19 protein-coding genes are annotated in these 22,754 nt (G+C 41.0%); 13 read left to right on the plus strand and 6 right to left on the minus strand.

Features of this window, described 5'->3' with window-relative positions; all coding sequences use genetic code 11:
• Nucleotides 1–121: 121 nt before the first annotated feature.
• Nucleotides 122–1,375 (minus strand): NADP-dependent isocitrate dehydrogenase, encoded by a 1,254-nt coding sequence (icd, locus tag M1E86_RS10875; protein ID WP_004253371.1) that lies wholly within the window; start codon nt 1,373–1,375, stop codon nt 122–124.
• A gap of 532 nt (nt 1,376–1,907) precedes the next feature.
• On the opposite strand from icd, the gene rluE reads away from it, so the two are divergent.
• The 9 genes from rluE (at nt 1,908) to M1E86_RS10920 (ending at nt 10,945) form a co-directional block, all read left to right on the plus strand.
• Nucleotides 1,908–2,558, plus strand: a complete 651-nt coding sequence (gene rluE / locus M1E86_RS10880; RefSeq protein WP_213912597.1) for a 23S rRNA pseudouridine(2457) synthase RluE — start codon at nt 1,908–1,910, stop codon at nt 2,556–2,558.
• Entirely contained in the window at nt 2,551–3,000 is a 450-nt protein-coding gene (locus tag M1E86_RS10885) for an NUDIX hydrolase (RefSeq protein ID WP_125891176.1), read from the plus strand. Before rluE ends, M1E86_RS10885 begins: the two co-directional genes overlap by 8 nt.
• Nucleotides 3,001–3,139: 139 nt before the next feature.
• Nucleotides 3,140–4,243, plus strand: a complete 1,104-nt coding sequence (gene mnmA, locus M1E86_RS10890; RefSeq protein ID WP_426099461.1) for a tRNA 2-thiouridine(34) synthase MnmA — start codon at nt 3,140–3,142, stop codon at nt 4,241–4,243.
• A gap of 2 nt (nt 4,244–4,245) precedes the next feature.
• Nucleotides 4,246–4,872: a high frequency lysogenization protein HflD gene (gene hflD / locus M1E86_RS10895; RefSeq protein ID WP_125891177.1), complete on the plus strand. Its 627-nt coding sequence runs from the start codon at nt 4,246–4,248 to the stop codon at nt 4,870–4,872.
• Nucleotides 4,873–4,889: 17 nt separating this feature from the next.
• On the plus strand, nt 4,890–6,260 hold the full coding sequence (purB, locus tag M1E86_RS10900) for an adenylosuccinate lyase (protein WP_125891178.1): 1,371 nt from the start codon (nt 4,890–4,892) through the stop codon (nt 6,258–6,260).
• A gap of 250 nt (nt 6,261–6,510) precedes the next feature.
• Entirely contained in the window at nt 6,511–7,185 is a 675-nt protein-coding gene (gene phoP, locus M1E86_RS10905; RefSeq protein WP_213912596.1) for a two-component system response regulator PhoP, read from the plus strand.
• A 1-nt stretch (nt 7,186) separates the two neighbouring features.
• Nucleotides 7,187–8,644 carry a two-component system sensor histidine kinase PhoQ gene (gene phoQ, locus M1E86_RS10910; protein ID WP_185746866.1) on the plus strand — a complete coding sequence of 486 codons (1,458 nt, stop codon included), beginning with the start codon at nt 7,187–7,189 and terminating at the stop codon, nt 8,642–8,644.
• A 245-nt stretch (nt 8,645–8,889) separates the two neighbouring features.
• Entirely contained in the window at nt 8,890–10,014 is a 1,125-nt protein-coding gene (locus M1E86_RS10915) for a cupin domain-containing protein (protein WP_125891181.1), read from the plus strand.
• Between the two features lie 331 nt (nt 10,015–10,345).
• Nucleotides 10,346–10,945, plus strand: a complete 600-nt coding sequence (locus tag M1E86_RS10920; protein ID WP_125891182.1) for a LysE family translocator — start codon at nt 10,346–10,348, stop codon at nt 10,943–10,945.
• Nucleotides 10,946–10,993: 48 nt separating this feature from the next.
• On the opposite strand, the gene pepT is transcribed toward M1E86_RS10920, so the two are convergent.
• Nucleotides 10,994–12,229 carry a peptidase T gene (gene pepT, locus M1E86_RS10925; protein WP_125891183.1) on the minus strand — a complete coding sequence of 412 codons (1,236 nt, stop codon included), beginning with the start codon at nt 12,227–12,229 and terminating at the stop codon, nt 10,994–10,996.
• A gap of 379 nt (nt 12,230–12,608) precedes the next feature.
• On the opposite strand from pepT, the gene M1E86_RS10930 reads away from it, so the two are divergent.
• On the plus strand, nt 12,609–13,319 hold the full coding sequence (locus M1E86_RS10930; protein ID WP_213912595.1) for an SDR family oxidoreductase: 711 nt from the start codon (nt 12,609–12,611) through the stop codon (nt 13,317–13,319).
• 50 nt (nt 13,320–13,369) lie between these two features.
• Here the strand turns inward: M1E86_RS10930 and cobB are convergent, their stop codons facing one another.
• Entirely contained in the window at nt 13,370–14,203 is an 834-nt protein-coding gene (cobB, locus tag M1E86_RS10935; protein WP_213912832.1) for a Sir2 family NAD+-dependent deacetylase, read from the minus strand.
• Nucleotides 14,204–14,624: 421 nt separating this feature from the next.
• Between cobB and M1E86_RS10940 the strand changes: the two genes are divergently transcribed.
• Both M1E86_RS10940 and M1E86_RS10945 read left to right on the plus strand, forming a co-directional pair.
• A complete protein-coding gene (locus M1E86_RS10940) occupies nt 14,625–15,113 on the plus strand; it encodes a TIGR00645 family protein (RefSeq protein WP_125891185.1) in 489 nt (162 codons plus the stop codon).
• 140 nt (nt 15,114–15,253) lie between these two features.
• Nucleotides 15,254–15,826 carry a CYTH domain-containing protein gene (locus M1E86_RS10945; RefSeq protein WP_213912594.1) on the plus strand — a complete coding sequence of 191 codons (573 nt, stop codon included), beginning with the start codon at nt 15,254–15,256 and terminating at the stop codon, nt 15,824–15,826.
• 40 nt (nt 15,827–15,866) lie between these two features.
• On the opposite strand, the gene lolE is transcribed toward M1E86_RS10945, so the two are convergent.
• The 3 genes from lolE to lolC are packed head-to-tail and all read right to left on the minus strand — an operon-like array spanning nt 15,867 to nt 19,010.
• Nucleotides 15,867–17,114 (minus strand): lipoprotein-releasing ABC transporter permease subunit LolE, encoded by a 1,248-nt coding sequence (gene lolE, locus M1E86_RS10950; protein ID WP_213912593.1) that lies wholly within the window; start codon nt 17,112–17,114, stop codon nt 15,867–15,869.
• Entirely contained in the window at nt 17,114–17,815 is a 702-nt protein-coding gene (lolD, locus tag M1E86_RS10955) for a lipoprotein-releasing ABC transporter ATP-binding protein LolD (protein ID WP_125891188.1), read from the minus strand. Before lolD ends, lolE begins: the two co-directional genes overlap by 1 nt.
• Nucleotides 17,808–19,010: a lipoprotein-releasing ABC transporter permease subunit LolC gene (gene lolC, locus M1E86_RS10960; protein WP_213912592.1), complete on the minus strand. Its 1,203-nt coding sequence runs from the start codon at nt 19,008–19,010 to the stop codon at nt 17,808–17,810. The genes lolD and lolC overlap by 8 nt, the downstream gene beginning before the upstream one ends.
• A gap of 276 nt (nt 19,011–19,286) precedes the next feature.
• Between lolC and mfd the strand changes: the two genes are divergently transcribed.
• Complete coding sequence (mfd, locus tag M1E86_RS10965) at nt 19,287–22,730, plus strand: transcription-repair coupling factor (RefSeq protein ID WP_426099088.1); 3,444 nt, start codon at nt 19,287–19,289, stop codon at nt 22,728–22,730.
• The last annotated feature ends 24 nt before the right edge of the window (nt 22,731–22,754 follow it).

A 22,754-nucleotide genomic window follows, 5' to 3' on the forward strand; every position in this document is an offset into this window, starting at 1 on the left:
TTGGCAGGTTATAGTTATAAAATAACGATTGCGTTGTAGAAGAGTTTTGCAGAAGAATTTTTCTAGGCAATAAAAAACGGGAACTATTAAGTCCCCGCTGTTAATTACACCACGTAATAAATTACATGTGTTTAATGATTGCGTCACCGAATTCGCTACATTTCAGTAATTTAGCGCCTTCTAATTGACGTTCGAAGTCATAGGTTACAGTCTTAGCTTCGATTGCGCCTTCCATACCTTTAACGATTAGGTCAGCCGCTTCAGTCCAGCCCATATGGCGTAACATCATCTCAGCAGAAAGAATGATAGAGCCTGGGTTTACCTTGTCTTGGCCTGCATATTTTGGTGCAGTACCGTGCGTTGCTTCGAATAATGCACACTCAGAACCAATATTCGCACCTGGAGCAATACCGATACCACCAACTTGTGCTGCTAATGCATCAGAAATGTAGTCACCATTTAGGTTCATACACGCGATAACATCGTATTCAGCTGGGCGCAGCAGGATTTGTTGTAAGAAAGCATCTGCAATAACATCTTTAACAATGATATCTTTGCCCGTTTTAGGGTTTTTAATTTTAACCCATGGGCCGCCATCTAATAATTCACCGCCGAATTCCTCTTGTGCTAATTGGTATCCCCAATCTTTAAATGCACCTTCAGTGAATTTCATAATGTTACCTTTATGAACTAAAGTCACTGAATCACGGCCGTTATCAATAGCATATTCAATTGCTGCGCGAACTAAACGCTTTGTCCCTTCTTCTGAGCAAGGCTTAATACCAATACCACAATCTTGTGGGAAACGGATTTTAGTCACACCCATTTCATCTTTCAGGAATTTAATCACTTTATCAGCTTCTGCACTGCCGGCTTTCCACTCAATACCCGCATAGATATCTTCAGAGTTTTCACGGAAAATAACCATATCAGTCAGTTCAGGTTGTTTAACTGGGCTTGGAGTGCCTTTGTAGTAGCGAACAGGACGTAAACAGATATACAAGTCAAGTTGTTGACGCAGTGCAACGTTCAAAGAACGGATACCACCACCAACAGGCGTTGTTAAAGGGCCTTTAATTGAAACGCGGTAATCACGGATTAAATCGAGAGTTTCTTCTGGTAACCAAACATCTTTACCATAAATTTGTGTAGATTTTTCACCGGTGTAAACTTCCATCCATGAAATTTTGCGCTCACCGTTGTAGGCTTTTTTAACTGCCGCATCAACCACTTTTAACATTGCTGGTGTAACATCGATACCAATGCCGTCACCTTCGATATAAGGGATAATTGGGTTGTTCGGAACGTTTAGTTTGCCTTTTGCATCAATGGTAATTTTAGCGCCTTCTGCCGGAACTACTACTTTGCTTTCCATTAACCTCTCCTTTCACTTGCGTATTTTGCTTGTTAATTTTTTGTAAGAGACGTGTCAATACTACTTCAATCTGCGTCGAACGCCAATGATTACTCATCTAAGCTTCAATGCCGATCGCATTTAACGTACTGTTTTATCTTGTAAGTTAATCGACTAACTCTTTATAAACACTTTTAAATCAATAAATTAATTTAAGTATTCTATTATTGAAAATAAATCAAACCGCGATGAAAAGTTGTCAAAGGCTCATTTGAGCGAGTGACTTGATTTTGATTAAAGTACTTCCCTACAAAAAATAATACTAGCAAGTTAACTCAAATTAAAAATACGTTTTGCTCACACTATCGCCATCCAAACAAACTCATATGTACTTATTTTTAAATGGAAAATTATTTTTATTAATTTAAATGTTTTTAAAGTTGTTAATTAAATATTACATCGCCATAAAAAATACGTCCTAGGATCCAACCGTTAAATCTCCTACACTATATGCGGTAAATAACCACAAATTATAAATTCTTATTGAATGGCCATGAACAGACCGAACTCGAAATCCGTTTTGAAGAAAAACCGTTACTCACCGAACCCTACCGTTTTAAAACATAAAGCTAAACGGGTTTCGGTTAGTTCGCAAACATCAACTAAAATCATTTTATTTAACAAACCCTTTGATGTTTTACCTCAATTTACTGATGAACAAGGCCGCGATACATTAAAAAAATATATTCCAATCACCGATGTATACGCAGCGGGCCGTCTTGATAGGGACAGTGAAGGGCTGTTAATTTTAACCAATGATGGGAAGCTGCAGGCGCGTTTAACACAACCACAGAAAAAAACAGGGAAAATATACTATGCTCAAGTAGAAGGGATCCCTGATGAAAACGCGCTGCTTAAATTTCGGCAAGGGTTGGTGTTAAATGATGGTCCAACGCTCCCCGCAGGCATTGAGTTAGTTGGCGAACCAGAATGGTTATGGCCAAGAAACCCACCTATACGGGAACGCAAAAATATCCCGACCAGTTGGTTAAAAATCACCTTATATGAAGGACGTAATCGGCAAGTTCGTCGTATGACGGCAAATATAGGTTTTCCCACACTTAGGCTAATTCGCTATCAAATTGGTGAATTTAATTTGGGAAATCTTTCAGTTGGCGAATGGAAGGAGGTAACTGTTGTTTAAACCCAATGTGACTGTAGCAACTGTCGTACACGCTCAAGGCAAGTTTTTAGTGGTAGAAGAGTGGATAAATAACAAACCCACGTGGAATCAACCTGCTGGGCATTTAGAAGCGAATGAGACTATTTTACAGGCCGCTGAACGTGAGTTACTAGAAGAAACGGGAATAAAAGCCACACCAACGCAATTAATTAAAATTCACCAATGGATTGCCCCAGATAAAACCCAGTTTATCCGCTTTTTGTTCGCCGTAGAACTTGGCTCCCTTTGTGAAACACAGCCACAAGACAGTGATATTAGCAAATGTCACTGGCTAACAGCCGAAGAAATTTTACATAGCAACTGCTTGCGGTCGCCATTAGTAGCTGAAAGTTTGCGCTGTTTTCTCACAGGAAAGCATTATCCTTTAGATATCTTAACGGCTTACGGTGACCATTACCTTTAACCCCTTAACGTCTGCTTGGTGAAATCTTCACCAAGCAATAATATTCCCCTCTAACTCTGGTGTAATGCGGGAACAACATGCTAAAGTATGGGGCTTGATTTTTCCGCAGTGAGATATTTCCATGTCAAATAATAGTACCATGTCAGATAACAGCCAAAAAAAAGTCATCGTCGGGATGTCCGGTGGTGTTGACTCCTCTGTATCCGCTTACTTGCTACAGCAACAAGGGTATCAGGTTGCTGGTCTGTTTATGAAGAACTGGGAAGAAGATGACGACACAGAATATTGCTCGGCTGCGGCTGATCTTGCCGATGCGCAAGCCGTGTGTGACAAACTGGGTATTGAACTTCATACCATTAATTTCGCTGCTGAGTACTGGGACAATGTTTTCGAACATTTTTTAACTGAATATAAAGCAGGTCGCACACCAAACCCAGATATTCTCTGCAACAAAGAAATCAAGTTTAAAGCGTTCTTAGAATTTGCTGCTGAAGACTTAGGCGCAGATTACATCGCCACAGGTCACTATGTTCGCCGTTGCGATGTTGACGGGAAAAGCCAGTTATTGCGCGGTTTAGATGGCAATAAAGACCAAAGCTATTTTTTATATACATTAAGCCATGAACAGGTTGCTAAAAGTCTGTTCCCTGTTGGCGAACTGGAAAAACCTGAAGTTCGTCGCATCGCAGAGGAAATTGGCCTGATCACAGCGAAGAAAAAAGACTCAACTGGTATCTGTTTTATTGGCGAGCGTAAATTTCGCGACTTTTTAGGCCGCTACTTACCCGCTCAACCCGGCCCTATTGTGACTGTCGATGGCGAAACCATTGGCCAACACGAAGGCTTGATGTACCACACCTTAGGTCAACGTAAAGGTTTAGGTATCGGCGGTACAAAAGAGGGGTCAGAAGAACCTTGGTATGTTGTCGATAAAGACGTTGAAAACAACATTCTTATCGTTGCGCAAGGCCATGAACACCCTCGATTAATGTCTATTGGGTTAATTGCCCAGCAATTACATTGGGTTGACCGAAAAACAATGACTGAGCCGCTACGTTGCGTCGTAAAAACACGTTATCGCCAAGCGGATATTCCTTGTACGATTACCCCACTGAGTGATGAGCGCATTGAAGTCGCTTTTGATTATCCAGTTGCGGCTGTCACTCCAGGTCAATCTGCTGTATTTTATATCGATGAAGTTTGTCTCGGTGGCGGTATTATTGAAGCCCGTATTCAGGAGTAAATGTGGCAAAAAACTATTATGACATTACGCTTGCCTTAGCGGGTATCTGCCAAGCAAGCGCAATGGTTCAAAAACTTGCACATGAAGGTGTTTGTCTTGAGAAAGACACGGAAACCATGGTCAATTGCCTCACCAATATGAATCCAAAATCCACTTTGGATGTCTTTGGTAATGATACCGCAAATTTAAAAACGGGACTCAGTGCCCTGTTAGGCATGTTAACAGGCGGCAACAGTGGTTTATCCGCTGAAATGACACGCTATATGTTAAGTATTATGGCACTCGAGCGTCGTCTCAATAAAAACCAAGAAGCGATGAACCAACTCGGCCAACGTATTGAGCAATTCGAACGCCAAGCTGATTATTTTGAGCCTCTTTCTGAAGGTGTATTTAACGCGCTTGCGGGTATTTACGTAGACGTAGTTAGCCCTGCGGGACCTCGAATTCAAGTCACGGGCTCCCCTGATATTCTAAAGAATACGTTAGTTCAAGCAAAAGTTAGAGCCACTTTACTCGCAGGTATTCGCTGTGCGGTGCTTTGGCAACAAGTTGGCGGAAGTCGTATTCAACTCATGTTCTCTCGCAATCGTCTGGCTAATCAGGCGAAAGATATTTTGTCTCACCTTTAAATCTGGAGTTGCTACCAATGGAATTATCCTCACTGACCGCTGTATCCCCGATTGACGGCCGTTACGGTGATAAAGTCAGCGCTTTACGCACTATTTTTAGTGAGTTTGGTTTACTGAAATTTCGCGTGCAAGTTGAAGTCCGCTGGCTACAAAAACTGGCTGCAACCGCTCAAATCAAAGAAGTTCCTTCATTTGATGCTGACGCAATCGCTTACTTAGATGAAATTGTCGCGAACTTCGGTGAAAAAGATGCAATGCGCATCAAAGAAATTGAACGCACAACCAACCATGATGTGAAGGCCGTAGAATACTTCCTAAAAGAAAAAGTGGCAAACATCCCTGCTCTTCATGCCGTTTCTGAATTTATTCACTTCGCTTGTACTTCAGAAGATATCAATAACCTTTCTCATGCATTGATGCTGAAAACCGCTCGCGAAGAAGTTTTGCTACCACAATGGCGTCAAATTATTGATAAAATAAAAACAATGGCTCATGAGTACCGCAATTTGCCGTTACTATCACGTACTCATGGTCAACCTGCCACGCCTTCCACCATTGGTAAAGAGTTTGCCAACGTTGCTTATCGTTTGGAACGCCAATTCCGCCAGCTACAACAGATTGAAATTTTAGGTAAAATCAATGGTGCTGTTGGTAACTATAATGCACATATGGTCGCTTACCCTGAAGTGAATTGGCACGAATTTAGCGAAACCTTCGTTACGTCTTTAGGCATTCAATGGAACCCATTCACCACACAAATTGAACCTCATGACTATATTGCTGAGTTATTTGATTGTGTCGCTCGTTTTAACACTATCGTGTTAGATTTCGACCGTGATATTTGGGGCTATATCGCATTAAATCACTTCAAACAAAAAACAATCGCTGGTGAAATTGGCTCTTCCACTATGCCACACAAAGTGAACCCGATTGATTTTGAAAACTCTGAAGGTAACTTAGGGTTAGCAAATGCCGTCTTAGGCCATTTAGCAAGTAAACTTCCTGTTTCTCGCTGGCAGCGTGACTTAACAGACTCGACAGTATTACGTAATCTCGGTGTCGGCTTAGGTTATGCATTGATTGCTTATCAATCAACCATGAAAGGCTTAAATAAATTAGAAGTTAATGAACAGCATTTACTGGATGAATTAGACCAAAACTGGGAAGTTTTGGCTGAGCCAATTCAAACTGTAATGCGCCGTTATGGCATTGAAAAACCATACGAAAAACTCAAAGAATTGACCCGCGGCAAACGCGTTACCGCTGAAGGGATGAAACAATTCATTGATAGTTTAGATTTGCCTGAGCATGAAAAAGCCCGTTTGAAAGAGATGACGCCTGCCAACTACATCGGTTACGCTGTCACTTTTATTGATGAGCTAAAATAACCTCAAGCTTTTAACTTAATACATTCAAAGTGGGCGGGCTCTATGTCCCCCACTTTTTATTTACCCTATAGCCCCTGCTTGTTCCCCCCTAAACTGCCTGAAGATAAACAAAGATAAATTATATTTCCGCTTTGTTTGATTTATATTTACTTAATCCCTTGTCGTTATTCAGAACTCTTTTTACCATAGCGTATCTAGTGCTACTATTTGCAATAAGTGTAGCTATCTTTTTTCAATATGAGGGTTTCCGATGCGTATTCTTATTGTCGAAGACAATGCGTTACTTCGTCACCATTTAACCGTACAGCTTAAAGAGCTTGGTCATCAGGTTGACTCCGCTGAAGATGCAAAAGAAGCTGACTACTTTTTACACGAAAGTTGCCCAGATATCGCGGTAGTTGATTTGGGCTTACCTGATGAAGACGGGCTTTCCATGATAAAACGCTGGCGTGGTGAGCACGTCAATATTCCACTTTTAGTATTGACGGCTCGCGAAAGTTGGCAAGAAAAAGTACAAGCACTAAACAGTGGTGCAGATGACTACGTGACGAAACCTTTCCAGCTAGAAGAGCTGGTCGCCCGCATGCAAGCTTTAATGCGCAGAAATAGCGGTCTCGCTTCACAAGTACTCGAATTAGGCAATTTCGTTATTGACCTCTCACGTAAAGAATTTACAGTTAACAGTGAAACCGTCAAATTAACTGCTTTTGAGTACACCATTATTGAAACACTGCTTCGCAACAATGGGAAAGTGGTTAGCAAAGACTCGTTAATGCGCCAGCTTTATCCAGATGCCGAACTTAGAGAAAGTCATACTATCGATGTTTTAATGGGCCGATTACGCAAAAAAATTCAACAATTCCATAGTGATGATGTGATTGTCACTGTACGTGGCCAAGGCTATCGTTTTGATGTGAATGGCTAATATGACGCTACGTAAATTTAAGTTCAAGCCCCTTTCGCTACGAGCACGTTTTCTCTGTGCCACATCAGCCGTGATCTTGGCGCTTTCTTTGTCCTACGGTATCGTTGCAATTTTGGGGTATCTAATTAGTTTCGATAAAACAACTTACACTCTATTACGTAGCCAAAGTAACTTAATTTACAGCCTAGCCCAATGGCAAAATAATAAAATTGATATTCGTGTTCCACCAAATTTCACATTAAATAACCCTACTTTGGTTATTATTTATGATGAACAAGGTCTCGTATTATGGCGCCAACGGGATGTACCTAGCGTTGAACGACTGATCCGTAATGATTGGCTAAAAAAAGAGGGCTTATATGAAATTGATACGGACATTCGTGAAACTCGCCAACTCCTAGACGACAACCCCGAGTTCAACACAAAATTAGACGACATGGGTAATGATGACGAACCGTTGACTCACTCCGTGTCCGTGAACCAATATGCCGCAAGCGAAAACCTGCCTCCTCTCACCATCGTCGTTGTTGATACCCTACCACAAGACTTACAAAATACCGGTTTAGTTTGGGAATGGTTTGGTTACGTTTTACTAGCTAACTTAATTTTAGTCATCCCCTTATTATGGTTGGCCGCTTATTGGAGCCTACGGCCAATTAAATCATTAGTATCACAACTCAGTAGCCTAGAAAAAGGTGAACGGGATGCACTGGACGAGAACCCACCGTATGAGCTTCGCGGCCTAGTACGCAATCTTAATATTTTGTTAACGAATGAACGAAAGCGCTACAGTAAATATCGCACCACACTTTCGGATTTAACACACAGTTTAAAAACGCCTTTAGCCGTTTTACAGTCGACATTACGCCTGCTTCGCTCAGGCAAACAAATGAATATAGAACAAGCTGAGCCTATCATGCTTGAACAAATTGGCCGTATTTCTCAGCAGGTTGGCTATTATTTGCACCGTGCATCAACGCAAGGTGATGAAAACATGATGCTACGTGAAATTTCATCTGTTCCATCAATATTAGACAGCCTTGCAAGTGCCCTGCATAAAGTTTACCAACACAAAGGGGTTTCTATTACGGTTAACGTTTCTCCTGAAATAACTTGGCTAGGTCAACCTAATGACTTCATGGAAGTTATGGGCAATATCATGGAAAATGCGTGTAAATATTGTCTTGAATTCGTTGAGGTTAGTGCTGTTACGGGGGCTGATAGCTTAACATTAATTGTCGATGATGATGGTCCTGGCGTACCTGAAAGCAAACGCAGCTTAATTTTTGTTCGAGGGCAACGTGCAGATACCCTGCGTCCAGGCCAAGGCTTAGGCTTATCCATTGCCTTGGATATTATCGACCAGTATGACGGGGAAATCATAATTAGTGATAGCCCGCTTGGCGGTGCACGTTTATCCGTCACATTTAGGCAGCAATCTATGATTGAAGATAGTTAATCTGTGATATGAGTCCGTTTGTCCCCTATTTTACGAACCATTTCCGGTATACTATTTATGAAGTGTTTTATGAAAAGTAGTTTAAGGTGGCTGACTTGTTTACTCTCAAGATAAACCGCCCCCTATGTTTCTCATAAAGTTTATTTAGCATAATACTATTGTATATCGGCCATTTTTCGGTATTAAGACCGGGTATATTGCAATAAACTGATTAGCTATATTTAGCAGCTCCAAGGGACAATAAGATGGATTACAAACTAAATCTCGACTGGCAAAGTTTCCTCGACAGTCACTGGCAGAAGCGCCCACTGCTTATCAAAAAAGGGTTTGCAAATTTTATTGACCCTATCTCGCCTGACGAACTTGCAGGTCTGGCGATGGAAGATGAGGTTGATAGCCGTTTGGTTAGCCATAAAGAAGGAATTTGGCAAGTTGGCCATGGCCCATTTGAAAGCTATGAACACCTTGGCGAAGAGAATTGGTCTATTTTAGTTCAGGCTGTTGACCATTGGCATCACCCAAGCTCTGCGTTGATGAAACCATTCCGTGTACTTTCAGACTGGCGAATGGATGATTTAATGATCTCCTACTCGGTCCCCGGCGGTGGTGTAGGCCCTCACCTAGACCAATACGATGTGTTTATTATTCAAGGCGAAGGCCGTCGTCATTGGCGAGTGGGCGAAAAAATTCCAATGAAACAACACTGCCCACATCCTGACTTACTGCAAGTACAACCCTTTGATGCCATCATTGATGAAGAAATGGAACCCGGCGATATTTTGTACATTCCACCTGGGTTCCCACATGAAGGCTACGCCATTGAGCCTTCATTAAATTACTCGGTTGGCTTTCGTGCACCAAATACTCGTGAATTGGTCAGTAGCTTTGCCGATCACTTAATTTCTAACGATTTAGGCAGTTACCGTTATAGTGACCCTGATTTATCATTCCGTGATAACCCTGCGGAGATCTTGCAAGGTGAACAAATTAAGCTGCGTGAGATGATGATATCACTAATTAATGACCCCGAGCTCTTTCGCAAATGGTTAGGTGAGTTTATCTCTCAATCACGCCACGAATTAGACATTGCACCACCTGAACCACCTTATGAGCAAGAAGAAATCTATGATTTACTGAAAACTCAGCAAGAAACCTTGTACAAATTAAATGGTCTCAGGGCATTACGCGTTGGCGACCAATTTTTTGTAAATGGAGAATGCTTAGAAACTGAGTGTTATGAAGCTGCAGATAGTTTGTGTCGCTATGATGCCGTTAATAGCCAACTTTTAGCTGATGCTATTGATGACGTTAATTTTATCGCACTACTTACTGCACTCGTCAATAACGGCTACTGGTATTTTGACGATTAATCGATACCAATAATATTAAATGTGTATTTTATGAAAAGGCCCATTAATTATGGGCTTTTTCTTTAAACGAATTTTATTAGTATGATATAGCAACTCTCTCCTACCCCATTAATAAAAACCGCTGACTGTAATTAAAATACCTTCATTAATAACTAAGTTATTTATTTTAGTCTGTATTTTATTTTACGGTCACATACTCCCTTTATGAGCCTGATTTACTCATCAGCACGCAAAGATAACGTATTTTATTTGATTCAATTCTAAACTGTTTTTACTTCAACATCGCCAATCCTACACAGCGTTAATTACCCCTTTTAAAGATGATAACAACATGAACATAGAAACACTTTTGGCTTTATCATTGTTTTCCTTTGTGACATCCATAACGCCAGGACCCAATAATATTATGTTACTTGCTTCAGGCATTAATTTTGGATTTAGAAAAACATTGCCGCATTCATTGGGAGTATCAATCGGTTTTCTTATTATGCTCGTTGCAGTAGGGCTTGGAATCGGAGCCTTGATCCAATCATCCCCTATGATTTATTCGATATTAAAATATTTTGGAATTGTTTATTTGTTCTGGCTTGCATGGAAAACCACGATTAGCCATTCCATTGCACAGACAAATAACCAAGAGATTAAACCGCTAACTTTCTTAGAAGCGGCACTATTTCAATGGATAAACCCTAAAGCATGGATGATGGCTATTTCAGGAATGGCCATGTATACCAATACAAACGCCCCCTATTTATCGATGTTTCAGGTCGCCGTCATCTTCTCAGCCATCAACTGGCCGTGTGTTGCTATCTGGGCGATGTTTGGCAGTAAATTAAGAGAAAGACTAAAACAACCTAAAATATTAAAACGATTTAATTTAGTCATGGGCATTTTACTGGCGCTTAGTGGTATTTCTGTATTATTTCAATAGAAAAATTAGAGTGCTTATCGCAGTAAGCACTCTATTTATGGCAAGATATCAGGATTGCCGTGCGTGGATAGCCGTTAGCTCCGCAATACGCATAATCACACTAACAGCCTGTTCCATACCTTCTTGGGTTATAAACTCATGTTTACTGTGGAAATTATATCCACCTGTAAAAATATTTGGGCACGGTAAGCCGCGATGTGAAAGCTGAGCTCCGTCAGTACCGCCCCGGATAGGTTGAATAATGGGCTCAATGCCACAATCAAGCATCGCTTGCTTGGCTAGTTCAATCACGTGTGGGTACTTCATGACCTCTTTGTGCATGTTATAATAGGTATCATCAAGCGTTAGTTCGATATAACAACTTGGATGTAGCCCTTCGCCAACTTTTTCAGCAATTCGAATGATATTTTTCTTCCTAGCTTCAAATCCTGCTAAGTCAAAATCACGAATAATATAATTCAACTCGGCCTTCTCTACTGTACCTTTTAACGAGGTTAAATGATAAAACCCTTCATAACCATCTGTACTTTCAGGTGTTTCATCGGGAGGTAACATTGCATGAATACGATTTGCTAACCCTAATGCATTCACCATCACCCCTTTGGCTGTACCTGGATGGGTGTTATTGCCGACAATTTTAATCGAAACATTGGCCGCATTAAAATTTTCATACTCTAATTCACCAACACCACCACCATCGACGGTATAGGCCCACAATGCATCAAATTGTTTAAAGTCGATATGGCGAGCCCCACGTCCTATCTCTTCATCAGGGGTAAATGCAAGACAGACTTTCCCATGAGGAATATTTTTTTCCTTTAAACGGACGAATGCTGTAATAATTTCTGCAATTCCCGCTTTATCATCGGCACCAAGTAAGGTTTTACCATCAGTCATGATCAGGGTTTTGCCAATCATTTCATGGAGTACCGGAAACATTACTGGGGATAACACTTCATCACCAATACCTAACGCAATATCCCCACCTCGATAATTTTCAAGGACTTGTGGACTCACGTTTTTACCTGAAAAATCAGGCGCTGTGTCTAAGTGTGAAATAAAACCAATAGTGGGAACATCCCAATCAACGTTTGACGGCAAATAGGCCATCACACAACCTTGATCGCTTAGTGTTATTTTTTCAAAACCTAATTCGTTCAGTTCATTAACTAATGCGCGAGCAAACTTTAACTGCCCCGCACTGCTCGGTACGGTTTTTGCGTTTAGTTTTGACTGTGTATCGAAAGCGGTATATTCAAAAAACCGCTCTAAGAGTTTGTCCATACCCTTCCCCCTAAAATATCAATGTTTATATTATGGGAAAGATCACAGATTCAATTATTGTCTCAAATCAGCTTTCCTGTTAATGCGCACTATTTTTATAGTAAATCTTTAATAAAATTTATTTTTTAGCGTATTTTTTGGGTGATTAACTGTCATAGTCACAATCAGCACCTATAATTAATAGGGGTAATAATTAAATTACATTAATTAGTAAATTATTAGTTACCTAAAAACACGCCTCTTGGTTAACTTTCACTCTCCCACTACACAGATCATCAATTATTGAATTGAAATAGTATGTTATATATGACCTATTATTTTTTTATTTATTATCTAATTAATAAACAAAACGAAGTTTAACTCGTTAATAGGAATATCTATGTCAAAAACATGTTTAATTTATGGTGTGAGCAAAGGCTTAGGCAAGGCATTAGTCGAAGGATTCCCTGAAAAAGTAGACCATATTTATGGTGTTTCTCGCTCAAAACCTCCTTTTGAACAAACTAATTTTACGTGGATCCCTGCTGATTTAAATGACATTAATAGTGCAAATACCATTAAGCATGTTATTCAAAATCAACCTATTCATACTTTAATTTATAACGTTGGCATATGGGAAAAATTGGCATTTAATGAAGAGTACCAATTTGAATCGACTGATGACATAGAGTTACTCAATATGGTTCAAACCAATATAAGTGCCTGTTTATTAAATCTAAAAGCGCTCTTACCTAATTTGCGCCTAGCAAAAAACAGTAAGGTTATATTGATTGGCTCCACATGGGGTTTAGATAATCATAATGGCAAGGAAGTCACCTTTTCTGCCACCAAATATGCCCTCAGAGGAATAGCTCAGTCATTAAGAGAAACTCTACGGGAAGATAAAATAGCAATATCAGTCATAAACTTAGGTTATCTAGCAACTGAGTTCCCATTAACTGTTTCTGTCGATGAAGTCATTGAAAAAAGTGATGGGCAATTAATCCCATTACAAGATGTTGTCAACGCCGTGCGTTTTATCGCCAATACCAGCAATGCAACCTGTGTCAAAGAGATTACGATGCCAGCCATGATGGATACAAACGTCTAACATATAAGAGGAAACAATACGCTTCCCCTATAATGTTATGTATTAAAAGCTTATTGCGCGATATTTTTAACCTGTAACTCAGTAATAAGCTTATTAATATATTCAACAACGACTTTGCTGGCTAAACCATAGTGTTTTTCATCGAACTCACTTTCCACTTGGCTAGGCTCTAAATTCAGTTCGACGGTATGTGCCCCATGTAATTTCGCCTCATGCACAAAACCTGCCGCAGGATACACATGGCCAGACGTTCCAATAGAAATAAAAATAGTCGCTGATTCAATGGATTGATAAATATAATCCATTCCAATTGGCATTTCACCAAACCAAACAATATGGGGCCTCAGCGGTTGAGGAAATTGGCAACAATGACAGCGGTCATCGACCGATAAATCCCCTTTCCACTCCAATACTTGATTTGACCAATTACAGCGAACTTTTAATAGCTCTCCATGCATATGGATAACCCGCTGACTCCCCGCTCTTTCATGCAAATTATCTATATTTTGCGTAATTAACAAAAAGCGGTCACCAAAAAGTTCTTCAAGCTGTGCAAGTGCATAGTGAGCAGCATTAGGCTTAATATTTTCTTGCTGTAACTGCCGACGCCGCTCATTATAAAAACGTTGTACTAATTCAGGATCACGCTCGAAACCTTCGGGAGTAGCGACATCTTCAACGCGATGCTCCTCCCATAATCCATCCGCAGAACGGAATGTTTGGATCCCAGATTCAGCTGAAATTCCAGCCCCCGTCAAAACGACGATATTGACATTTTTCATGTTATCCAATCTATTATCTATATAAAAAGACCGGTTACGAAGTCGCTGGCGGCGTATACATTTATTCTTACGAGCTTTTTTCAACCTATAACGAAATCGCAACATCAAAACTTCCTTTCATCCATATCACCAATAAAATTTATACCGTATTAAATATTAATTGTTTTCTATCATGTCATTACGACATGAATTTATAAACCTTGATTGTTTGAAATTATTTAAAACAATCAAGCTCAAGTGTGTATTTTATTGGCATATTAACCATTTCCTTACCACAACTGATGACATTATCTAAATGTTAACATACTAAAACGCATCATCATGCTGAATGCAAATAAAAATATCGAAGGTATCGATTTTGTCACTTTTTATTCATGAAAATGACATCATATATTCATAAATACGCCATAAAATTGCCACAATGGGAAAACAATAAAAAAACCTTTCTCGTTCACTCTCAGTGCAGTTAAAATACGCCTCGCAGATTTTACTGTGTTATTAACTCACCACTACAAGGGATTTCATGGAAAAGTTTTTTGAAAGAGCGATGTATGCTTCACGTTGGATTTTAGCGCCTATCTATTTTGGGCTTTCACTGACACTATTGGCTTTAACCATTAAGTTCTTTCAAGAGCTATACCATATTTTGCCAAATATCTTTTCAATTCCGGAAGCAGACTTAATTTTAACGCTATTATCATTGATTGATATGGCATTAGTCGGTGGGTTATTGGTGATGGTGATGTTTTCAGGTTATGAGAACTTTGTTTCCCAAATGGATATTCCTGACAACAGCGAAAAACTTGGCTGGCTTGGAAAAATGGACGCTTCATCATTAAAAAATAAAGTCGCGGCTTCCATTGTTGCAATTTCCTCAATTCACTTGTTAAAAATCTTTATGGACTTAAAAAGTGTCTCAAATGACAAGCTAATGTGGTATGTCGTTATCCATTTAACCTTTGTATTATCTGCATTCGTTATGGGTTATCTCGACAAAATGACCAAAAAATAAACAGTTAAATTTATTTTTAAAGTGCCTAGCCTCGATGCATAGGCACTTATCCATTAGCTAATTTTATCTTTATCTCCCTCTTCATTTTCCGCGTTGTGTTACCATCACTGTTCTGAAGACCCGCCCCCAGGAGACTCGACATGAGCCAACATTTTGTCGGCAAATATGAAGCTGAGATTAAATTTCAATTACCAGACCCTGACACTTTTTTGTATAAAATAAGAGCCGACTTAGCTGAACCCTTTACGGAAAATAATACAGAAACAGATTATTTCTATGAAAACCCACATTTACCATTGGCCGACAATAACGTCAGCATGTGTGTCCGTGAAATGGTGCCATCAGGCATAAAATTATGGATAGTTAAAGGCCCCGGGGCTTCTGAATGCAAAGCCATTAATATTGATGACTGTCAGCATGTGCAAAACATGTTGACGACACTGGGTTACCATTGCTACTTAACCATGACAAAAGTAAGAAGCATTTATTTCCTGAATGACATACACATTACAATTGACCATCTTAGTGGGATCGGTTGGTTTGCTGAGTTTGCCATCATGACTGATGAGCAGGCTTTACTGGATAGTTTATATAAAAGGTTGATGGCGACGGCCAAACAGTATGGATTTACAGAAGAAATGGTCGAAACTCGTAGCTATAAACAGATGTTTTTAACTGCACAGCCATCATATAAAGAGCCAATAAATTTTTAGCGCCATTCCCTAAAAATAATTGGCTCTTTGCCCCTAATGACTATTGGCCACTGAGGATCCGAGCTGGGTCTAACTTACTCGCTCGGCGAGCCGGATACCAGCTGGCTAGCAGGCTCAGTATAATGGTTGTAATTAAAACATAAACCACATCCATCACATGCAATTCAGAAGGTAAAAAATCAATAAAATAGACATCACCAGATAAAATGGGATGGCCAACAATAGCCTCTATCACCTTGATCATTGACGTTAAATTTAAGGATATAGCGACCCCAAGTACCACGCCAATCAAAGAACCAACAAGGCCCCCCAACAAACCATACCATAAGAAAATAGCGCGGATTTGCCTATCTTTTGCTCCCAAGGTTCGCAATACAGCGATGTCACTACTTTTATCTTTAACGGCCATAACAAGCGTAGAAACAATATTAAAACAGGCAACACCAATGACTAATATCATAGCCAAGTACATGATACTTCTAACCATTTGGATATCATTGTACATATAGCCATAATCACCAATCCAGCTTTTTACGACAACGTGATGCATAGTTTTCAAACCTGCATCATAAACAACTTGATCGGCAATAAATGGGTCTGTGGCTTTGATTTCAAACCCTGTCACGCCATCACCATAGTCGAGATATTCTTGTGCATCTGCGAGAGGAACGAGTGCTAGTTGGTGATCTAGCAGGCCGCTCAGTTTAAAAACCCCTGTCACCTGCACGCGAATACGCTTAGGTTGTTGAATTTTTAAGCTAGCATCCGTATTTGGGATCATGATTGTCACCCAATCCCCAACCTTCACATTCAATGCATCAGCCACACCTTGGCCTAAAATAATTGATTGTTTACCCGCTTCAAAATGCTGCCAAGCGTCATTGAGAATAAACTGTGGTAATGCGCTGACTTGTGGCTGAGTTTCTCGTGAAACCCCCATCACTTGGATTGCTTTTAAATTTGCACCACGCTCAAGTAACCCCGTAAAGTTGATGTAAGGACTAACGCCTTCTACACCCGGCGTTTTTCGGATAACTTGTTCAGCAAATTCCAAATCTTTATAGGGCGGTTTAACTGCATATATTTGCCCATGGGGAACGACAGATAATACGCGGTTATTTAATTCTCGCTCAAAGCCGTTCATCGCGCTCAAACCGATAATGAGCACTGCAACCCCGAGAACAATACCCAACGTTGAAACTATCGAGACTAACGAGACCATCCCGGTTCGACGTCGACCGCGGCTGAAACGCAGCGCTGTGAGTAGTGAAAGAGGCAATTTAGACATTACCGAGCCCCCAAGGTAATTTCCTGCTGTAAATGCCCATCACGCATTTCCAATTGACGAGATAACCGGCGAGCTAGTGTCATATCATGAGTGACCACTAAAAATGCGGTCCGCTGTGTTCGGTTTAATTCCCCCAGCAATTCAAAAATGGCGTCTGCATTGCGTAAGTCCAGATTACCTGTCGGCTCATCGGCTAAAACCAATGCTGGCTCATTCACTAACGCCCTTGCAATAGCAACACGCTGACGCTCTCCCCCTGACAACTCAGAAGGACGATGCCCTGCCCGATGTGCTAGCCCGACCGCTTCTAGCATTTCGGTCGCTTTCGAAAATGCAGTTTCTTTCGCAACCTTGCCAATCAATAAAGGCATCGCCACATTCTCTAGGGCAGTAAAATCCGGTAAAAGATGGTGAAATTGGTAAATAAAACCTAAATCTTTATTACGAATAGCCGCACGTTCATCTGAAGATAATTGATTAATATGCTGCCCACGAAAAATGACATTCCCTTCTGATGGGGTATCTAGGCCCCCCAGTAAATGTAATAAGGTACTTTTACCCGAACCCGAGCTTCCCACAATAGCCATCATTTCCCCAAGCCCCATGGAAAAACTGACATTTTTCAACACTTGCGTCGACAATGTCCCTTCTTGATATGTTTTACTCAAATTTTCACAGACCAGAAGTGGTTGTTTATTCATAACGTAAAGCCTCAGCAGGTTGAACCGCTGCTGCACGCCAAGAAGGATAAAGCGTTGCCAGCAGAGAAATCAGCATTGCACTCAGTGCAATAATTAAAATACCAGAGTAATCAAGCACAATAGGCAGAGAGACACCTTTGGGTAATAAACCAATCAGCGGCATAATGACATTCAGTTGACTAGAAAGTATTGTGCCTAATATTGTGCCAATGAGTGAACCAATCACCCCCGCCCCTGCACCTTGGATCATAAATATCATTAAAATACGCCAACGTTTGAGACCAAGGGTTTTTAAAATAGCCACTTCACCTTGCTTTTCCATCACTAACAACGATAGCGAGGTAATAATGTTAAATGCCGCCACTGCGATAATTAAGCTGAGCAATAAGCCCATCATATTTTTTTCCATGCGAACCGCTTGGAAAAACTCCCCTTTACGCTCTCGCCAATCTTTCCACACCAAGCCTTCTGGTAACGTTTGCTGACTCAAAACGTCAACTTGTAAAGGTTCATCCAAATATAAACGCCACCCAGTAATGTGCCCTGTTGGATAACGTAGCATACGTGCGGCATCTTGCTGTGCGACGACCAACTCGCTCGTATCCGCTTCCCCATTCGTTTGGAAAATGCCTGCAACGGTAAATAAGCGCTGACTTGGAATGCGCCCCATCGGTGTTAACTGACTCACCCCAGGAATAATTAAGCGAACTTCATCACCACGTTTTACGCCAAGCGTTTCTGCCAGTTTGTTCCCCAGAAAAACATTGTAACTGCCTTCTTTAAGATCGCTGCGTTGCCCAACAACCAGTTTATCCAATAACAGCGAAGGTTCTTCAGGTTCAATCCCCCCCATGACACCAACGCCAACATTGGTTCGGCTTTGTAATACCACGTCAGATTGCACAATAGGTGCAATATGGCTAACACCGTTTAAATGTTGTAGGTCGGTTATTGGATATTTTGCTGGGTCTATGTTTCCAGAGGCAGAGGTTAAAATTGCCTGCGGCATATAAGCAAGTATGCTATCTTGTAAAGATCGCTCGAACCCATTCATCACTGAAGTGACGGTTATCAATGCCGTCACCCCCAGTGTGATACCAATGGCAGATAAACTGGAAACGAAACGCCCAAATTTATCTGCGGCGCGCCCACGTAAATAGCGTAGGCCTATAAATAATGAGACAGATTGGTGCATGAAATCTATGATGCCCCTGTTGCCAAAGCGAAGTGTTCAGCGATAATAAAGGGTACGATTGATGAATGGAACCACTCGATGGTTTTTTTTCTGCTTTGAGTGCCTTTTTGTCTGACTTTCAGACGAATTACGAGTTAAAACTGATTGTTTTGTTCCGAATTTTGTAGTTTAACTATCCATTGATTAACTTAACTATTTTTCGTGCAAAATTTGGCTATGTTTGTGCTAACTCTTGTTTAACTGCTTACTAATCGCTGTGAGATACCGAAGATTTCTATGTTGTCAAAATTTCGTTATGAACTCCCTAGTCGTAGTGGCGATGTTCGCCATTTAGGTTGCCTTATCGGGGCGGCTGGTGCACTTGAATGTGGAGAAATAATACAACGTCATCAAGGGCCTGTTATCATCGTGACACGTGACATGCAAAATGCATTACGTTTAAAAGATGAAATTCAACAGTTTACACAACACCCTATAGAGACACTTTCTGATTGGGAAACATTGCCATATGACAATTTCTCCCCCCATCAGGAAATTATTTCTCATCGTTTATCGACCCTGTACCGTTTGTCCAGTTTACAAAAAGGCGCATTAATTCTTCCCGTCAATACGCTGATGCAAAAAGTCTGCCCTGCTGACTTTTTAACCAGCCATGCTTTGTTGATGGCAAAAGGTGATAAACTTTCCCGTGATAACTTACGGAATGAGCTCGATAACGCGGGTTACCGCCATGTTGAACAAGTTTTAGAACATGGCGAATATGCAACACGCGGAGCGCTGCTCGATTTATTTCCAATGGGAAGTTCATTACCATTTCGTATTGATTTCTTTGATGATGAAATTGATAGCTTGCGAACTTTCGACGTAGACTCACAAAGAACACTCGAAGAAGTTGAGCAAATTAATTTACTCCCAGCGCATGAGTTCCCGACCGATAAAGACGCGATTGAACGTTTCCGCAGCCAATGGCGGGAGCGTTTTGAGGTTCGCCGTGACCCAGAGCATATTTACCAACAAGTCAGTAAAAATACCTTACCATCAGGTATTGAGTATTGGCAGCCTTTATTCTTTGCACAGCCACTGCCCTCTTTATTTGAGTATTTACCACCATCAAGCTTAATTGTTTCGCAGAACTTACAAGAAGCCGCTGAACGGTTTCAGGTTGATACTCGACAACGGTATGAAAGCCGCGGTGTCGACCCTATGCGCCCATTGCTCCCGCCATCTGAACTCTGGCTAACCGTTGAACAACTTAATCAATCATTAAAAAACTGGCCACGTATTCAATTATCACCTGAGTCTCTGCCCAAAAAAGCGGCAAATACCAATTTAGATTATCTGCCATTACCGGATATCAGCACACAAGGGCAAAGCAAAACGCCACTTGAAAAATTGCGGCAGTTTACTGAACAGTTCGATGGAACTATCGTTTTTTCTGTTGAAAGCGAAGGCCGACGTGAAACCGTTACCGAGCTATTAGCTCGTTTAAAAATTCGCCCTGAAATTATTCAAAGCTATACTAGCCCTGCTAATAACCGGTTTGCCATCACCATTGGTGCCGCTGAACATGGTTTTTTTCAATCTGATACCCATAAAGCATTAATTTGTGAAAGCGATTTGCTTGGGGAGCGTGTTGTTCGCCGCCGGTCAGATAACCGCCGTTCCATTAATACCGATACCCTCATTCGTAATTTAGCGGAATTACGCACGGGGCAACCAGTTGTCCATATTGAGCATGGTGTGGGCCGTTACCAAGGGCTAACTACCTTAGAAGCGGGTGGGATTAAAGCGGAATATTTAATTTTAACCTATGCTGGCAATGATAAACTGTATGTTCCTGTTTCTTCGCTTCATTTAATTAGTCGTTATGCAGGTGGCGCGGATGAAAATGCCCCATTGCATAAATTAGGCAGTGATAGCTGGGGGCGTGCACGCCAAAAAGCGGCTGAAAAAGTTCGCGATGTTGCGGCAGAACTTCTTGATATCTATGCACAACGAGCCGCTAAAGCTGGCTTTGCATTTAAGCATGATAAACAACAATACCAAGAGTTTTGTCAAGGTTTTCCATTCGAAACAACGCCTGACCAAGAAGCCGCCATCAATGCCGTTCTCAGTGATATGTGCCAGCCATTAGCGATGGATCGTCTGGTTTGTGGCGATGTGGGCTTTGGTAAAACCGAAGTGGCAATGCGAGCCGCATTCCTTGCGATTAATAATAACAAGCAAGTTGCCGTGTTAGTCCCCACGACACTACTTGCGCAACAGCACTACGATAACTTTAAAGATAGGTTTGCTAACTGGCCTGTCCGTATCGAAATGTTGTCACGCTTTAAAACAGCGAAAGAGCAACAACAAATTATTACCCAAGCTGCTGAAGGCAAAGTGGATATTCTAATTGGTACCCACAAATTACTACAAAGTGACTTAGTATGGAAAGATTTAGGCTTACTTGTCGTCGATGAAGAACACCGCTTTGGTGTCCGTCATAAAGAACGCATCAAAGCCATGCGTGCAGACGTTGATATCTTAACGCTGACTGCCACACCTATCCCTCGGACGCTCAATATGGCCATGAGTGGTATGCGTGATTTATCTATTATCGCCACACCACCAGCACGCCGTTTGGCTGTAAAAACCTTTGTGCGCCAATATGATGACTTAGTTGTCCGTGAAGCAATTTTACGCGAAACCTTACGTGGCGGCCAAGTTTATTACCTTTACAATGATGTTGAAAACATTGAAAAAGCCAAAGCACGCCTTGAAGAGTTAGTCCCTGAAGCCCGTTTTGTTGTTGGTCATGGCCAAATGCGTGAGCGCGAATTAGAACGCGTAATGACAGATTTCCATCATCAACGTTTTAATGTATTGATATGCACAACAATTATTGAAACTGGTATTGATATACCGACGGCAAATACCATTATCATTGAACGCGCTGACCATTTCGGGTTAGCACAACTCCATCAACTACGTGGCCGTGTGGGTCGTTCTCACCATCAAGCTTATGCATACTTGCTCACTCCGCATCCAAAAGCCATGACCTCCGATGCACATAAACGTCTTGAAGCCATTTCTTCACTGGAAGATTTAGGAGCTGGGTTTGCTTTAGCAACTCATGATTTGGAAATTCGTGGTGCGGGTGAATTACTCGGTGAAGATCAAAGTGGGCAAATGACCACGATTGGTTTTACCCTCTACATGGAACTGTTAGAAAGTGCGGTTGATGCGCTAAAAGAGGGCCGTGAGCCTTCATTAGAAGATTTAACTAACCAACAAACAGAAATTGAGTTGCGCATGCCTGTTCTATTGCCTGACGACTATATTCATGATGTGAATATCCGTTTATCTTTCTATAAGCGGATAGCCAGTGCAAAAGGAAGCCAAGAGCTCAACGATCTACGTACAGAGTTAATCGATCGTTTTGGTAGCCTACCGGATGCAGGTAAATTCTTACTAACGAATGCGGCTATTCGATTACAAGCTCAAGCCCTTGGTATTAAACGAATTGAAGCTCATGAAAAAGGCGGGTTCATTGAGTTTGGTGATAAAAATAAAGTCGACCCAAGCTACTTGATAAGCTTATTACAAAACCAGCCACAAACTTATCGATTAGATGGCCCAGTTCGACTAAAATTTTTCCATGATTTAACCGAAAGAGTCTATCGACTAGAGTTTATTAAGCAATTACTCACCGGGTTTGAAGAACATCAAATTCTCTAGATCCAATGCTGTAAAATGATAAAG

The organism is Providencia sp. PROV200 (assembly GCF_049901995.1).
Taxonomy (GTDB): Bacteria; Pseudomonadota; Gammaproteobacteria; order Enterobacterales; family Enterobacteriaceae; genus Providencia; species Providencia rettgeri_E.

Excerpts from the sequence above, each read along its gene's own strand:
- icd (WP_004253371.1), bottom strand. The coding sequence starts at position 1,375 with ATGGAAAGCAAAGTAGTAGTTCCGGCAGAAGGCGCTAAAATTACCATT.
- rluE (WP_213912597.1), top strand. The coding sequence starts at position 1,908 with ATGAACAGACCGAACTCGAAATCCGTTTTGAAGAAAAACCGTTACTCA.
- mnmA (WP_426099461.1), top strand. The coding sequence starts at position 3,140 with ATGTCAGATAACAGCCAAAAAAAAGTCATCGTCGGGATGTCCGGTGGT.
- purB (WP_125891178.1), top strand. The coding sequence starts at position 4,890 with ATGGAATTATCCTCACTGACCGCTGTATCCCCGATTGACGGCCGTTAC.
- phoP (WP_213912596.1), top strand. The coding sequence starts at position 6,511 with ATGCGTATTCTTATTGTCGAAGACAATGCGTTACTTCGTCACCATTTA.
- phoQ (WP_185746866.1), top strand. The coding sequence starts at position 7,187 with ATGACGCTACGTAAATTTAAGTTCAAGCCCCTTTCGCTACGAGCACGT.
- M1E86_RS10915 (WP_125891181.1), top strand. The coding sequence starts at position 8,890 with ATGGATTACAAACTAAATCTCGACTGGCAAAGTTTCCTCGACAGTCAC.
- M1E86_RS10920 (WP_125891182.1), top strand. The coding sequence starts at position 10,346 with ATGAACATAGAAACACTTTTGGCTTTATCATTGTTTTCCTTTGTGACA.
- pepT (WP_125891183.1), bottom strand. The coding sequence starts at position 12,229 with ATGGACAAACTCTTAGAGCGGTTTTTTGAATATACCGCTTTCGATACA.
- M1E86_RS10930 (WP_213912595.1), top strand. The coding sequence starts at position 12,609 with ATGTCAAAAACATGTTTAATTTATGGTGTGAGCAAAGGCTTAGGCAAG.
- M1E86_RS10940 (WP_125891185.1), top strand. The coding sequence starts at position 14,625 with ATGGAAAAGTTTTTTGAAAGAGCGATGTATGCTTCACGTTGGATTTTA.
- M1E86_RS10945 (WP_213912594.1), top strand. The coding sequence starts at position 15,254 with ATGAGCCAACATTTTGTCGGCAAATATGAAGCTGAGATTAAATTTCAA.
- lolE (WP_213912593.1), bottom strand. The coding sequence starts at position 17,114 with ATGTCTAAATTGCCTCTTTCACTACTCACAGCGCTGCGTTTCAGCCGC.
- lolD (WP_125891188.1), bottom strand. The coding sequence starts at position 17,815 with ATGAATAAACAACCACTTCTGGTCTGTGAAAATTTGAGTAAAACATAT.
- lolC (WP_213912592.1), bottom strand. The coding sequence starts at position 19,010 with ATGCACCAATCTGTCTCATTATTTATAGGCCTACGCTATTTACGTGGG.
- mfd (WP_426099088.1), top strand. The coding sequence starts at position 19,287 with ATGTTGTCAAAATTTCGTTATGAACTCCCTAGTCGTAGTGGCGATGTT.